14 protein-coding genes are annotated in these 14,989 nt (G+C 61.6%); 9 read left to right on the plus strand and 5 right to left on the minus strand.

The genetic code is table 11. The features are described from left to right. Window positions 1-197 precede the first annotated feature (197 nt). From QMK47_RS13380 to QMK47_RS13395, 4 genes are all read right to left on the minus strand, one after another. Entirely contained in the window at window positions 198-1,169 is a 972-nt protein-coding gene (locus QMK47_RS13380; RefSeq protein ID WP_320390362.1) for an FAD:protein FMN transferase, read from the minus strand. Then, window positions 1,153-3,333: a PepSY domain-containing protein gene (locus QMK47_RS13385; RefSeq protein WP_320390363.1), complete on the minus strand. Its 2,181-nt coding sequence runs from the start codon at window positions 3,331-3,333 to the stop codon at window positions 1,153-1,155. The genes QMK47_RS13380 and QMK47_RS13385 overlap by 17 nt, the downstream gene beginning before the upstream one ends. A gap of 25 nt (window positions 3,334-3,358) precedes the next feature. Continuing rightward, a complete protein-coding gene (locus tag QMK47_RS13390) occupies window positions 3,359-3,829 on the minus strand; it encodes a DUF2271 domain-containing protein (protein ID WP_253474114.1) in 471 nt (156 codons plus the stop codon). Between the two features lie 86 nt (window positions 3,830-3,915). Beyond that, window positions 3,916-4,239, minus strand: coding sequence for a PepSY domain-containing protein (locus tag QMK47_RS13395; RefSeq protein ID WP_253474117.1), 324 nt, complete (start codon window positions 4,237-4,239; stop codon window positions 3,916-3,918). A gap of 131 nt (window positions 4,240-4,370) precedes the next feature. On the opposite strand from QMK47_RS13395, the gene QMK47_RS13400 reads away from it, so the two are divergent. From QMK47_RS13400 to QMK47_RS13435, 8 genes are all read left to right on the plus strand, one after another. Then, window positions 4,371-5,030: a response regulator transcription factor gene (locus QMK47_RS13400; protein ID WP_028237064.1), complete on the plus strand. Its 660-nt coding sequence runs from the start codon at window positions 4,371-4,373 to the stop codon at window positions 5,028-5,030. After that, entirely contained in the window at window positions 5,027-6,385 is a 1,359-nt protein-coding gene (locus QMK47_RS13405) for an ATP-binding protein (RefSeq protein WP_320390364.1), read from the plus strand. The genes QMK47_RS13400 and QMK47_RS13405 overlap by 4 nt, the downstream gene beginning before the upstream one ends. An 89-nt stretch (window positions 6,386-6,474) precedes the next feature. Continuing rightward, entirely contained in the window at window positions 6,475-7,206 is a 732-nt protein-coding gene (locus QMK47_RS13410) for a GntR family transcriptional regulator (protein ID WP_320390365.1), read from the plus strand. 122 nt (window positions 7,207-7,328) lie between these two features. Then, window positions 7,329-8,618 carry an MFS transporter gene (locus QMK47_RS13415; RefSeq protein ID WP_320390366.1) on the plus strand — a complete coding sequence of 430 codons (1,290 nt, stop codon included), beginning with the start codon at window positions 7,329-7,331 and terminating at the stop codon, window positions 8,616-8,618. A gap of 28 nt (window positions 8,619-8,646) precedes the next feature. After that, a complete protein-coding gene (locus QMK47_RS13420) occupies window positions 8,647-9,477 on the plus strand; it encodes an amidohydrolase family protein (RefSeq protein ID WP_320390367.1) in 831 nt (276 codons plus the stop codon). A gap of 108 nt (window positions 9,478-9,585) precedes the next feature. Then, complete coding sequence (locus QMK47_RS13425) at window positions 9,586-11,769, plus strand: PAS domain S-box protein (RefSeq protein ID WP_320390368.1); 2,184 nt, start codon at window positions 9,586-9,588, stop codon at window positions 11,767-11,769. Beyond that, window positions 11,766-12,167, plus strand: a complete 402-nt coding sequence (locus QMK47_RS13430) for a response regulator (protein ID WP_320390369.1) — start codon at window positions 11,766-11,768, stop codon at window positions 12,165-12,167. Before QMK47_RS13425 ends, QMK47_RS13430 begins: the two co-directional genes overlap by 4 nt. A gap of 395 nt (window positions 12,168-12,562) precedes the next feature. Next, window positions 12,563-13,006 (plus strand): HIT family protein, encoded by a 444-nt coding sequence (locus QMK47_RS13435; RefSeq protein WP_320390370.1) that lies wholly within the window; start codon window positions 12,563-12,565, stop codon window positions 13,004-13,006. 34 nt (window positions 13,007-13,040) lie between these two features. Here the strand turns inward: QMK47_RS13435 and QMK47_RS13440 are convergent, their stop codons facing one another. Then, window positions 13,041-13,898, minus strand: coding sequence for a LysR substrate-binding domain-containing protein (locus QMK47_RS13440; RefSeq protein WP_320390371.1), 858 nt, complete (start codon window positions 13,896-13,898; stop codon window positions 13,041-13,043). A 243-nt stretch (window positions 13,899-14,141) separates the two neighbouring features. On the opposite strand from QMK47_RS13440, the gene QMK47_RS13445 reads away from it, so the two are divergent. After that, window positions 14,142-14,984: a transporter substrate-binding domain-containing protein gene (locus QMK47_RS13445; RefSeq protein WP_320390372.1), complete on the plus strand. Its 843-nt coding sequence runs from the start codon at window positions 14,142-14,144 to the stop codon at window positions 14,982-14,984. Window positions 14,985-14,989: the final 5 nt, after the last annotated feature.

Consider the following 14,989-nt stretch of genomic DNA (forward strand, 5'->3'; position numbering starts at 1 on the left):
GTTGTTAATTGCGTTCAGCTGTTTTGGCCCTATCGCGAGCAAGCTTTGCTCCCACAGGGGCAGCGTTCAGGTGCAACACCGGACGCTGCACTCACTCAGCACATGACTGCAAGGTTTGCGCTGTGAGGTGGGTGCATGATGACCTCCGGCTGGTGCGTGAGTGGTCGTTCTTCTGACTCAACACCCGAGCGTCGGCGTCAGCGCGTTTGGACCTGAGCCTGCAACTGTCCGCCGACTATGGATATTTCCTTGAACTGCAAACCGTCGCGCACGACGAACAATGCGTCCATCCCGCGTTCTTGTGCCAGGTGGGGGCCTTGGGTTTCGCCCAGTACCATCAGCGCTGTGGCCCAGGCGTCGGCGAGCATGCATGAAGTCGACACCACCGTGACGGCTGCGAGCGGGTTGCACAGGGGGGCGCCGGTGGCTGGGTTCATCGTGTGGGCGTAGGACTGCCCCCTGACGTCGACCCAATGTCGGTAATCCCCGGAGGTGGCGATGGCGGCGTCGCTGAGTTCCATCACCCCCATGACCTCACGCACGCCTCGACGGGGCTTTTCCATGGCCACGACCCAAGGCTGCCCATCAGGTTTGCTGCCGCGCGCGCGCATCTCGCCGTCGATGCCTACCAGGTAGCGTGTGATGCCAAACCTGTCCAGGCAACGGGCCAGCTCATCGACACCAAAACCTTTGGCAATGCCGTTCAAGTTGAGGTTAAGCGGTGCCTGTTTGCGCACCTGGTTGCGTTGTGAATCAACGACCAGCGCTGCACAAGTCGAGCGTCGAGTGGGCGCAGGCAATCTATCGAGCGCCGGTTCGGTGATGGACAGCTCGCCGGGACCGAAGCCCCAGGCGTCCACCAGATCACCAACGGCGATGTCGAAGGCGCCGCCCGATTGCTGGCTGACGCGCAGCGCAGCAGACAATACCGTGGTCAGTTCCTCGGGCAGCGCTATCCATTCCTGCAACGGTGCGTTGTTGAGGCGATTGAGATCCGAATCGGCTTTCCAGGTCGACATTTGCTGGTCCACCCGGCCCACGGCATGCGCCAGGCTGTGACTGATCGGGTGGGTGTCGAGTTCGGTTTCGGCATAGAACAGGGCGGTATAGCGCGTGCCCATGGTTTCGCCGCTCAGGCTGTAGCGTTGCAATTCAGTAGACGTCTTCACGATAGCGTCCTTGTGCCTTGAGGGTCTGCACATTCAGGTTCAGCGGTGCCAGTACTTCGTCCAGGGCCAGCATCACCCCCTTGGCCATCTCGCGACCGCCGCATACCAATACCTGGGCGCCTTTTTCGATCAGCCGACGCAACATCAGGGCGTCGCTGATCAGCCGGTCTTGCACGTAGGAACGGTCCATGACCTGGGAAAAGGCCGCGTGCAACGCCGTCAGGCGCCGGTCAGCCAGGTAATGGTTGAGCTCGGTTTCGTAGAGGAAGTCCGAGGCCGGGTTACGCCCACCCCAATACAAATGCATGGGGTGGTGGGCCTTGTTGTTCCGGATAAAACCGGCTAGCGGGCCGATGCCGGTACCGGCGCCGATCAGGATCACTGGGTGCGCGCCCGACGCTGGGCGAAATTGTGGGTTCGTTTGGATAAAGGCGTCGATGGTCGCCCCGATCTCCACGCTGTGAAGGAATGATGAGCACAGACCGCCTTTGTGTTTGCGTACGCAGATCTCCAGCACGCCGTCCTGTGAGCTGCTGGCCAGCGAATAGAACCGAGGGAGAGGGTTGTCAGGGGGCAGGATGCCGACCAGATCACCGGCTTCAAAGGCCGGTAATGTCCCTGAGGCTTTGAACCGCAGCACGTGGGTGGGCGCGCCGACTTGTTCACCATAGGCAATGCGCTCGACCAGGATCAGTTGATGGGGGCGGGGCGGCTGTGCGGTGTGGATCAGCGTCAGGTCTTGCCCCAGCACCTCACCCACGGCGTGGCCCCAGCGAGCAAATTCCTGGGATGACTGGCGGTTTATGGTTTCCAGTCCGATCAACGGCGTGCCACTAGCCTGCAACAAGGCTTCCTGTACCTGATGGGCAAACTGACAGAACTGCGCAAACAGCCGGTCGCCAAAACCCAGCACGGCAAACGGCTGGCCAGGTTTCAGGCCGGCTTCGGCCAGCCGTGCCAGGAACTGCGAAGCCGAGGCCGGGGCATTGCCGTCACCGTGGGTCGCGGTGAGGATGAACACGCGTTGAGCGTTGCCGTAGTCGTTGGCGTATTGATTCATTGCCGCGCTGTGAACGTGATGGCCGGCTTGATGCAAGGCTTCATGCAAGGTGTTGGCAAAGCCCCAGGTGCTGTTGGTTTCGCTGCCGACCAGGATAACGGTGTCGGCGGATTGCGCTGCGCTGTTGTGGCGGATATTCGGCCCGGCCTGGCGGCGACGCCACCAGATCAGGATGCCGGTGATGCTCATCACTGGCACGCCGAGGGCACAGAGGCCCAGCAACAGGCCCAGCCACCAGAGCCCTTCACCGGTGTGCAACTGATAGATCAACTCGTAGACGTTGCGCATCGAGTCGTGAGCTTGATAGGACAACAGGGCGCCGCTGACCGGGTCCACGTAGCCGTCGCCCTGGGCCGTGCGCAGGGAAAACACGTCTTGCGGATTATTCGGGCTGGGATAGACGAGCTCGCGCAGATCAGTCAGATCGGTGGCCTGCAAAGCTTGCAGGCTCGCCACGGGCGAGGCCGAGCCTGCGCTGATGTGGTCGGGGAATGCCGGCTCGCTCTGACTGCCATCGGCGATGAAGTCGAAGGTCGTGGCGCACATATAGAGCCCGCTCAGTGCCGATAACAGCAGCCCAAGCAACGCTAGACGACCGACCTCAGCGTGCCAGCGCTGGCTGAAGTTGCCCCGCAATGGCCGCAGCAGGTTGCGCCAGCCGCCGACCCGCCGGACCAGCAACAGCGCCCCGGACACCAACAGCATCAGCATGACCAGCGCGCCGGCCCCCGCGACCCCATGGCCCGGCGAACCCAGGAACAGCGAGCGGTGCAGGTCTTTCATCCAGCGAGAGAAGGTGCCGGGCTCGTACGGTGCCAAGCCTTGACCGGTCAGTGGGTCGACTTCTTCGGCACGGACCTGGCCGTCACGGTTGTAGTAGACGATGACCGTGCCGGACGCCGTACGCTGGATCTGCTCCACCGCTGGAAAGTGCTCGGCGACGCGTCCCGCCAACTGGGCGACATTGACCTGCCCGAGCGCAGTGGACGTGTTGTTCAGGCGTTCAAGGGCCGGATCGACAGACAATATCGCGCCGCTGACGGCCAGTAGCATGACCAGCAGGGCGGCGATCAGACCGGGCAGGGAGTGGAGCTGGCGAAGCATGTTCGGCCTCCGCAAATGGCAGGTGCTACAGGTCGTAGGTAAAGGATTCGACGAAGGTATTGCCCGTCGCTGGCTTGCCTGCGCCTTGCGAAGTCAGGGCCACGCTGACGTCTGCCCGGGCATCACGCTTATCCTCGACGGCGCTATCGATGCGAATCTGATACCCGGCATCGATCAGGGTGTCTGCCAGCTCGACGCTGACTTTGAGGGTGTCGCCGCTGCCAACGCTGGCGCCGCTGACGCCGTCGTACTCGCTGGGGCTCATCTTGCTTCCACGGGCCCAGTCGGCCAGGTGCTTGTAGTACTTGGCCTTTTTGCCGGCCACCCAGAGGGTTTTCTGGTACTGGCCGCTGGCGTCGGTGACGTAGATCGCCAGGTACGCATCGTTGCCGCTGTAGCGCTTGAGCTGGGTCGTGAGGGTTATTTCACGGGCTTGAGCCAGCCCCGGCAGGATGATGGCGCCGGCGAGGCAGGTTGTGGCGATGATTTTTTTCATGGGAGGTGTCCTTTTGATCGTTGGGGCGAGAGCCTGGACCTGCTTGCTGACAGCAACCTGAATGGCAGGATCAACGCGTCGAAATGTCACGGTGCGGGAGCAGGGGCGAGGTAGGCGCTGGCATCGTCATCGTCCCGGAAGTAGATCTCGAGCTTGCGCAGGTGCAGCGACGCCGGGGCGTAGCGGGCTTCGATGACATTGCCCTGGCGGTCCAGGCCCTTGAGCTTGTAGCAGCCGTCGTCGACCTTGATGCGCTGCACCGTCCAGCCGTACCGCTGTTCCACCTGCAGGCGCAGGGTTTCCCGTGGCTGCCAGTCGTTGACTGGTTCGCCGCAGTCGTCATCGGCCAAGGCGTAACCGTTGGCCAGCACACTTATCAGCGCAGTGCTGGCGATAAAACCTGATTTCATGATCTGTCTCCCGCCGGGGGCTTCGTTGTGGGCATACCCTACGGTGCATTCCTGACAGCCAGCTGAATCTTCAGATTCACGTCAGGTAAGGCCGCTAAGGTGCGGCACACCACGATTACAGGAGCTGCCCGATGCGGGTTTTATTGGTTGAGGACTCGCCAAGATTGGGGGATGCGGTGCGCGAACAGATCGCCGATGACGGCCATGCCGTTGACTGGGTGCAGAACCTTGCCCAAGCACGCAGCAGCGTAAGCACGACCGCTTATGACCTGATCCTGCTTGACTTGATGTTGCCGGACGGCCGAGGGCTGGATTTCCTGCGTCAGCGGCGCAGCGCAGGTGACGCGACGGCGGTGATCATCCTGACGGCCCAGGACCAGATCTCTGATCGAATCGCCGGCCTCAATGCCGGCGCCGACGATTACCTGGTCAAACCCTTTGATCTGTTTGAACTGTCGGCCCGTGTGGCTGCGGTGGCTCGTCGTTACAGCGGTAACCCCAATCCCCAGATCAGGCTCGGTGAGCTGCACGTCGACATGACGGCCCGTACGTTGCATCGGGCCGGCATGGCCGTGGACCTCACTGCTCGGGAATGGGCGCTGTTGGAGGCATTCATCCAGCGTCCAGGCGCGCTGCTGTCCAAGGGGCAACTCGAAGATCGGCTGTACGCCTTCGGCGCCGAAATCGAAAGCAACACGATCGAGGTCTATATCAGTCGATTGCGAAAGAAACTTGGGCGCGACCTGATCGAGACCGTGCGGGGCATGGGTTACCGGATGGTGTCGGCATGAAGACGACCTTCAGTCTGCAAAAGCGTCTGGGCCTGGGACTGACGCTGGGCATGACGTTGCTCTGGCTGGTGGCGACAGTCGGCACTTGGCGCGGGGTACGACATGAGTTGAACGAGGCCTTTGACAGCGCACTGGAGGAGACCGCCCAACGCATCTTGCCCCTGGCCGTGCTGGAAATCAGCAACCGGGAAAACCCGGGCGAGGCGCAACAGGTTGCCACCCTGAAGATGCACAAGGAGCACCTGAGCTATCTGGTTCGCGATGCCGGGGGCAAGGTCCTGATGCAGTCCCACGATGCCAACCCGAAGGTATTCAGCAAACATCCGATTGAAGGTTTCTCCACGACTGGAAAGTACCGTCTGTATGGCGCCAGTGCGCTGCGTGAGACGGTATTCATCGAAGTCGCCGAGCCGTTGCGCCATCGCCGCGAGGCCGCACGACAGGCCTTGTTTACCTTGTTGTGGCCGTTATTGGCGCTGGTCCCCATCAGCCTGTTGGGGACCTGGCTATTGGTGCGCATGAGCCTGGGCAGCGTGCTGGCCTATCGTTACGCGGTAGAGGCCCGCGGCGTGGGTGATCTGTCGCCGATCAAGGTGTCGCGCCTGCCGGCAGAAATCAACCCCTTGGCGGATGCGGTAAACCGCCTGCTGGAGCGCTTGCGCAAGGCCCTGGAGGCCGAACGCAGCTTCACTGCCAATAGCGCACATGAGCTGCGTACACCCTTGGCCGCAACATTGGCGCAAGTCCAGCGGCTGTACCAGGAGGCCCCTGAAGGTCCGTTGCGTTTGCGTGCAAAAAAGATCGAAAGCGCTTTGCGCGAATTGGCCCGGTTATCGGAAAAACTCATGCAATTGGCCAAGGCTGAAGGGGGCGGACTGCTCTCGCAAGCGCCCCAGGACCTGGTCCCATTATTGGCTCACGTGGTGGATGAGTGGCGGCACAACAACACCTGTCAGATCGCGCTGCAACTTCCTGCCCAGGCGCATGTGTATTCGACTGTCGACCCGGACGCCTTCGGCATTCTGTTGCGCAATCTGATCGAGAACGCATTGAAGTACGGTGCGATGGATCAACCCATCGAAGTCACCCTCACGGACCAGGCACTGCTGCGGGTGATCAATGCCGGACCGGTGGTGCCGGTAGCCGTCCTGCAGCACCTGACCGAACGTTTCGTGCGCGGCCAGAGCGAAATCAGTGGGTCGGGATTGGGGTTGGCGATCGTCAAGACGATCGTGCAGGGGATCAATGGGCGCATCGAACTGTTGTCTCCGGCAAAAGATCGGCAGGAGGGGTTCGAGGTTCGGGTCTGGCTACCGCTTGCCACTGTTGCCGCCGGCCATTCGTCAGCCAGCTAGCCCGGGCATTCTTGACAAGCAATCGACCTTGAGCAAATACTCGCACCCATATTCATATATATGACTAGATAACAAGGTGAATAGGGTCAATGAAATCTCTCTCCAGTGATGCCCGTCTGCCGCTGTATCAACGTTTACGCGACCAATTGGCTGAACAGATCGCCAATAATCGCTGGCGTCCGGGGGAGGCGATCCCTACTGAGGCGGCACTTTCAGCCGAATACCAGTTGTCTACCGGCACGGTGCGCAAGGCCATCGATGCGCTGGTCAGCGAGGGCGTCCTGGAGCGCCAGCAGGGGCGCGGAACCTTCATTCGCCGGCCGCAATTTCAATCGTCGTTGTTCCGTTTTTTCCGCTTTCAAAGCGCTTCAGGCGAACGCCGGGTTCCCGAGAGCCGGATCCTGTCCGTGGAGCCGGTGTCCGCGCCTTCGGCGGTGGCCCAGGCGCTGGGGCTGCCGGCGGATGCGCCGGTGATTCGCATCGTGCGGGTGCGTTTGTTGGAAGTAGCGCCGGTGCTCGCCGAAGAAATCTGGCTGCCCCGCAACCGTTTCCAACCCTTGCTCGAGATCGACCTGAGTCAAAAAGGACCGCTGCTTTATCCCATCTATGAAGAAACCTGCGGTCAGGTGGTCGCCTATGCCGAAGAAACCCTCACCGCCGAATCGGTGAATGAGGTGTACGCGCGATTGCTGCAAGTACCGGTCAACAGCCCGGTGGTGGTGATCGAGCGTCTGGCGCGGGACTACGCCGGCAATCCCCTGGAGTGGCGACGCTCGCGCGGGCATGCCGAGCATTTCCGCTACCGCGTGGAAATCCGCTGACCCCACCGGGCTAGCGGCGAGTCGGTCGCCGCAGCCCTTATCGTTTTGTTTGCCATGACTGGCCCTGTAGCGGCGCGGTTCGCTCTCGGCTGCCTTTCGTTCCACCCATAAGGATAAAAATCATGTTCAGTTGGTATCGCCAAGTCACTGCGCGGGAGCGCAAAACGTTCTGGGCCTGTTTCGGCGGATGGTCGCTCGATGCGCTGGAAGTACAGATGTTCGGCCTGGCGATACCGGCGTTGATCGCCGCGTTTGCCCTGACCAAGGGCGATGCCGGGCTGGTCAGCGGCGTGACCCTGGTCACTTCGGCCATTGGCGGCTGGGTCGGCGGGACGCTGTCGGACCGTTACGGGCGGGTGCGCACGCTGCAGTGGATGATCTTGTGGTTTTCCTTCTTTACCTTCCTGTCGGCGTTCGTCACCGGCTTCCACTCGTTGTTGATCGTCAAGGCGCTACAGGGCTTCGGGATCGGCGGGGAATGGGCCGCCGGTGCGGTATTGATGGCCGAGACCATCAACCCCAAGTACCGCGGCAAGGTCATGGGCACGGTACAAAGCGCCTGGGCGGTGGGTTGGGGGCTGGCGGTCGGCGTCTTTACCTTGATCTACTCCCTCGTGCCGCAAGACATGGCCTGGCGGGTGATGTTCATCGTCGGCCTGCTGCCGTCGTTCCTGATCATCTGGGTGCGCCGCAACGTTGAAGAGCCCGACAGTTTCCAGCGTCTGAAAAAAGAAAACGTCATCCCGCAGAGTTTCTTCAAATCCCTGGGCGGTATCTTTCGCCCCGAGCTGATCCGCGTGACCCTGTTTGGCGGGCTGTTGGGTTTGGGGGCGCACGGTGGTTACCACGCGGTGATGACCTGGCTGCCGACCTTCCTCAAGACCGAACGCAACCTGTCGGTGCTCAACTCCGGCGGCTACCTGGCGGTGATCATCTTCGCCTTCTGGTGCGGCTGCGTGGTCAGTGGCTTGTTGATCGATCGCATTGGCCGTCGCAAGAACATCGTGTTGTTCGCGCTGTGCTGCGTGGTGACCGTGCAGTGTTATGTGTTCCTGCCGTTGAGCAACACCCAGATGCTGTTCCTGGGGTTTCCGCTCGGCTTCTTTGCAGCGGGCATTCCGGCGAGCCTCGGGGCGTTTTTCAACGAGCTGTACCCGGCGGATGTCCGCGGCGCCGGCGTGGGGTTCTGCTACAACTTTGGCCGGGTGCTCTCGGCGGTGTTCCCGTTCCTGGTCGGTCACATGAGCGATTCGATGTCCTTGGGCTCGGCCATTGGCATCGACGCCGGGATTGCCTACGGCGTGGCGGTGATCGCGGCGCTTTGCCTGCCGGAAACCCGCGGTCGCAGCCTGGAAGCCACTGCTGCATCGGCCTCTGTGGTTGAGCGTGATAGCCAGGGCGCCCGGGCCTGATTTTCCTTATTTTCGATAGATGAAACCCATGGTTGATACCCGTACTACGCCGATCACCGGCATTGACTGTCACGCCCACGTATTCAGCCGCGGGCTGGAACTCGCGGCTATCCGGCGCTACACACCCGACTATGACGCCACGCTCGCCCAGTACCTGGGCCATCTGCACGCCCACGGCTTGAGTCATGGCGTGTTGGTGCAGCCGAGTTTTCTCGGCACGGATAACCGCTATTTGCTGGCCGCGCTACGGCAAGCGCCAGAGCGTTTGCGCGGGGTCGCGGTGGTGGCGCGAGACGTCAGCCGGGCCGAGCTGGACGACATGGCCCGCTTGGGCGTGGTCGGTGTTCGCTTAAATTTGATGGGCGAGGCCTTGCCTGATTTTCGCGACCCTACCTGGAAAGGCTTTCTGGGCCACATCGCAGAGCTGGATTGGCATGTCGAGTTGCATGCCAACCTGGCGGACTTGCCGGGGCTGATGGGACAACTGTTGCCATTGGGCATCAAACTGGTGGTCGATCACTTCGGTCGCCCGGATGCGCGTTTGGGGCTGGATCAACCTGGCTTTGCCCAATTGATGGAACTGGGGCAGGGCGGACAGGTGTGGATGAAGGTGTCCGGCATCTATCGATTGGGCGCAACGGCCCCGCGGAACCTTGAGTTCGCCCGCGCCTCGTTGACGTTGCTGGAACACCACTTCGGCCCCGAGCGCCTGGTGTGGGGCAGCGACTGGCCGCACACGCAGCATGAAGAACATGTCGGTTTCGAAACGGTGATGGGGCAGTTGCGCGCATTGGAATGTGCGGCGCCACTTAAGCGGGCGTTAATGGTCCAGGCACCCCAGGCACTGTTCAAGTTTTGAGGCGCGAGGCTGTGACGTCGATTTTTCCTGAACTCGCCCGGTGAATAGGGATCTAGACTCCATTGATGCCCTGTGAAAGGTTTCAGCCAGGCGGTTTGAGGATGACTGATGTCGAACATTGAAGAGCTTTCCAGGGAAACGCGTACACCAAGCGAGTACGAAAGCTTGATCGCGATGGGGACGAGCGCACTCGATGCCATCCCCAGTGCGGTGTACCTCTGTGATCGCCAGGGGTGGCTCGTCAGGTACAACAGCGAGGCGGCCGAGCTGTGGGGAAGGGCGCCGGCACTTGGAGAGAGCGGTGACCGTTTCTGCGGCGCTCATCGACTGTTCCTGACCGACGGCACACCGCTGGCATTCGAACACTGCCCAACAGCGTTGGCGCTCAATACCGGCATTGCCTCGCGCAATCAGGAAGTGCTCATCGAGCGCCCGGATGGCTCGCGGTTCGTGGCGCTGATGAACATCCGCGCCCTCAGGGATTGCCGAGGCGTCATTCAAGGGGTGATCAACTGCTTCCAGGACGTCTCGGCGCACCACGCCATGGCCGAAGAGCTTCGCCGCAAGAGCGCCGACCTGGAAGACTTTTTCGAGAACAGCGCGGTGGGCCTGCATATCGTCAGCGGCGAAGGCATCATCCTGCGCGCCAACAAGGCAGAGCTGACGCTGCTGGGCTATTCGGCCGACGAGTACATTGGCCGCCACATCACCGATTTTCATGTCGACGAGCCGGTCATTGGCGACATCCTCACCAAGCTGGGCAGCGGCGACTGCCTGGAAAGCTATCCGGCGCGACTGAGGGCAAAGGACGGCTCGATCAAGCATGTCATGATCACTTCCAATGGCCGGTTCGAAGACGGAAAACTCTTCAATACGCGCTGTTTCACCATCGACAGGAGCGGTGTCCATGCGGCCGAGGCGGCGCGCCAGGACAGCGATGACCGGCTTTCGGCGACCTATGAAGCGGTGACCATCGGGATTTCCGAGGCCGATATCGACGGTCGCTTGCTCCGCGTCAACGACGCCCTGTGCAACATGCTGGGCCGGTCGCGGGAAGAGCTCCTGTCGATGACATTCCTGGACTATACCCACCCCGATTGCATCCCGCAGGACGCGGGGTTGTACGCCCGTCAGGTGGCCGGTGAGCTGGATAACTACGTGCTGCGCAAGCGCGCCCTGAAGCCAGATGGCGAGGTGGTTTACCTCGACATCCACAGTTCCTCGGTGAGGGACGCCAGCGGTACGTTTCGTTATGGCGTGCGAGTGTTGCAGGACGTCACGCTGGCGCGGCGGATGGAAAACCAGGTCCGCGAGAGCGAACGGCACATGCGCAATCTTCTCGAGGCGTTGCCTGCCGCGGTGTACACCACCGACGCCGATGGCCGCATCACCTTCTACAATCGCGCAGCTGTCGAACTGTCCGGGCGCACCCCTCGGCTGGGCGACCAGTGGTGCGTGACCTGGAAACTGTTCAACACGGACGGCAGTTTCCTGCCCCACGACCAATGCCCGATGGCGGTGGCCCTGAAGGAAAACCGGCCGATTCGCGGCGTCGAGGCCGTTGCAGAGCGGCCGGACGGTAGCCGTGTTCCGTTCACGCCTTATCCCACGCCTTTGCATGATGCCGATGGAAACCTGGTGGGCGCCATCAACATGCTGGTCGACATCTCCGAGCGAAAGCAGGCGGAATATCGACAGAAGACGCTGATCGATGAACTCAATCACCGGGTCAAGAACACCCTGGCCACGGTGCAATCGCTGGCAGCCCAGACGGCGCGCAATGCCGAGGATGCGAAAGACGGCTACAGGCGTTTCGAGGCGAGGCTCCTGGCGTTGTCGCGGGCACACGATCTCTTGACGAAACGGCATTGGGGGCAGACGCCGCTCGATACCCTGGCCCACGAAGTGCTGATGCCGGTGTTTGGGCATGAGCCTGGCCGCATCGTGATTGAAGGCCCTTCTGCAGACGTCGGCACTCGCGTGGCGCTCAACCTTACGATGATCCTCAATGAATTGGCGATCAACGCGTTGAAATATGGGGCGATGTCGGTCGAGACCGGGACGCTTGCCGTCACTTGGCACCTGCAAGCCCAGGCGGACGGAACGTTGCTGACCCTCGACTGGCGCGAACAAGGAGGACCACCGGTATCACCGCCGGAACGGGAAGGGCTGGGTTCGCGCTTGATGCAGCGCTGCATCGAGCGCGACTTGGCTGGCAAGTTCGACCTCACCTACGCTCCGCAAGGCGTTTGCTGCCGCTTTTCGTTCCTGATTGGGGTGACCGGGGCATGAGCCCATTTGCTGGCGTCAGGGTGCTGGTCGTCGAGGACGAAGGCGCGGTTGCGCTGTTGATCGAGGACATGCTGGAGGAGTTCGGCTGCGAAGTGGTGGCCTCAGTCGCCCGGCTCGCTGCAGCACGTGACAAGGCCGGCTCGGTGCAGGTTGATCTCGCGATCCTGGACGTCAACCTGGCTGGCGAGCGCGTTTTTCCGGTGGCCGACATTCTTCGCGGTCGCCGTATTCCCTTCCTGTTCAGCACCGGATATGGCGCCAGCGGACTGCCGGCCGAATACGCCGGCTGCCCGGTCCTGCACAAGCCATTTTCGCAAAGTGAGTTGCAGCAGAAAATTGCCGTTACGCTGATGGGGGCTCGCGAAAGCGCCTTGTCTGCCAGCACCGATGTCGACTGACCCGCCGCCATCGCGAGCAGGCTCGCTCCCACATTGGATCAGCGGTGGAGCTTGATTGAGTGACCACCGCAAGTCCCCTGTGGGAGCGAGCTTGCTCGCGAAAGCGGTGGTTCAATCAACTACGATGCCGACAGGTCCGCCGCCATCGCGAGCAAGCTCGCTCCCACAATGGATCTTGGGTGTGACCACGATCTGAATCAATCCAGCATCCCCCTGTGGGAGCGAGCTTGCTCGCGATGGCGGCCCGACATTCAGCACCGATCCCCACTGATCCAACACCCTCCTCAGCAAGCCCAGTCCCGGTGTTCAAGCAGCCCTCGACAAGACGTTGCCCCTGGACTGTGCTAAATCTCTTACCGGCAACCCACCTCTTCAAACCCATTCAAGGAGTGATCATGAGTCTCCACGGTCATTACGATCCGCAGAACATCTTTGCGCTGATCCTTCGCGGCGATGCGCCGTGCTACAAGATTTACGAAGACGCCGATGTATTGGCCTTCCTGGATCTCTTCCCCCAATCGCGCGGCCATGTCCTGGTCATCCCCAAGGCCTCCCAGGCGCGAAATATCCTCGAGGTCGAGCCCGCCGTCCTGGGCGCGATGATGTCTGCCGTGCAGCGCCTGACGCGGATCATCGTGGACGAATTGCAGCCGGATGGGGTCCAGGTCGCGCAGTTCAATGGTGCTGTGGCCGGGCAGACGGTCTACCACATTCACATGCACATCATTCCTCGTTGGGACGGTGAGGCGCCCGGTGTGCATGGCAGGGGCAAGGCGGATCCCGAGGAGCTGGAAATACTCCAGGCGCGTCTGGTCGAGCGCATTCGCTCGCAAGCCTGACGCTGGGCAAGCACTCATCAGGGGCAACGGCGCATCAGTTCCCGTGCCCCTGGCTGTTGCGGATCAACTCATATGCCCGACGCACCAATGGGTTGACGGTATTCGGCCGAATCCACAGGTGATAAGTCACGTCCGGCAGCCGCGGTAAACCATCGTTTTCGCCCAATACCCGCATGTCCGGACCGAGCATTTCCATGCTGCGGGGCGTGACGCCCAAACCCGCCCGGGTCGCGGCCTTGATGCCGATCAGGTTCGAGGCCAGGTAGGCCTGGCGCCAGGGAATATTGGCGCGTTCGAGTGCCTCGAGGGCATAGCGGCGATAGATGCTGGGCTCGTCCACCAGGATCAGCGGCAACGGCTCGCCGGGGTTGTGAAGGTACTGGGCCGAACAGATCCACCACACCGGCGAGGTGCGCAAGGCGAAGCCTTCAAGGCTCGGGTCCTGGCGGGTGGAAATGATCATGTCGACCTTGCCGCGATGCAGGTCATCCATCAGGAACGGGCTGCGCCCGACATCGATTTCCAGGCGCAGGCGCGGTGCCGAGCGGGCGATGTGGCTGAGGATCGGCGGCAGGATGGTGTCGGCGATGTCGTGGGGCGAACCGATGCGCAGCACGCCGCTGAGGCTGCTTTCACGCAGGGAACTGAGAGCGTCATCGTTGAGCGACAGCATCTGCCGCGCATGCCGCAGCAATTGCTGGCCCGCTTCGGTGAGTTGTTTTTGTCGCCCGCGCTTTTCGAACAGGCTCACCCCTACCTGCTGCTCCAGGCGTTGCATGTGCTGGGTTACCGACGATTGAGTGCGGGACAGTTGGGCGCCTGCTTCGGCAAAGCTGTGGTGATCGACCACGGCGATGAAGGTGCGCAGCAATTCGAGATCGAGGGTCGACATTGGAGGTGGCTTCATATCAAGGGTGCAAACCTAAACATTACAGATTTTTATGCATCGAGGGGAGGTCTACGGCTCATGGTTTGCTGTGGGCCAGTAAAACAGCGGTTATACGTTTTTTGCCTGGAAACAAAACCCTGAGAGTTATAACGATATTAGATATTTGAATTTCCTTTGCCTCTAAGCGCTACCTAGGATGCCCACTCATCAGGCCGGGAGACGCCGGCCATCCATGAGGGGAAATCCATGTTGCTCGAGCGCTCACCCGTAAAACGATTGCTGCCTGTCATGCTGGGCGCCTTGATCGCATTGTCGGCCGTCAATATCGCCCGGGCCGATGCCACCCTGGACAAGATCGAGCAACGCCACGAACTGGTGGTCGGAGTGCTGCTGTCCGGTGGCCCCTTTGGCGGCATCGACCCCGCCAGCCAGAAACCACGCGGGTTTAACGTCGACCTCGCCCAGGAATTGGGCCGGCAACTGGGCGCCGAGGTACAACTGGTACCGGTATTGCCCGCCAACCGCGTGCAGTTCCTGCAGCAGGGCAAAGTCGATGTGCTGATTGCCAATATGGAATGGACCGCCGAGCGCGGTGAAATCCTCGGGTTCGTGCCCACGCCGTTCTACCGCGTCGGAGGCACCGCAGCGGTACTCAAGGACAGCACGATCAGCCGCTGGGAAGACCTGAAGAATCAACCGGTGTGCACCTCCCAGGGCAGCAGCTACATCAAGCCGCTCACTGAGTTGGGCGCCCAGATCAAGGCCTTCAAGAGCTCCTCGGAATCACTCCTGGCACTGCGTGGCAACAACTGCATTGCGGCGGTGCACGACGCCACGCTGATCAATCCACTGATTGCCGACAACGCCGAATGGCAGGGCTACCGCGCGCTGAGCCCGGAGCTGAACCCGGCCCCCTCGGTGATCTGGACGCGCAAAGGCGAAAGCGATACCCAGGCCAGGCTCGATCCAATCATCAAACAGTTGCACCGCAGCGGTTGGCTGATCGACGCCCAGACCCGTAACCGCATCACCCCGGCGTCGCCGGCCCTGGTGGAGTTGCAGAAACAGTTCCAGGCCAACGGCGCCTGAGGGGC

Origin of the sequence: Pseudomonas sp. P9_35 (assembly GCF_034008205.1) — a bacterium.
GTDB lineage: Bacteria > Pseudomonadota > Gammaproteobacteria > Pseudomonadales > Pseudomonadaceae > Aquipseudomonas > Aquipseudomonas kilonensis.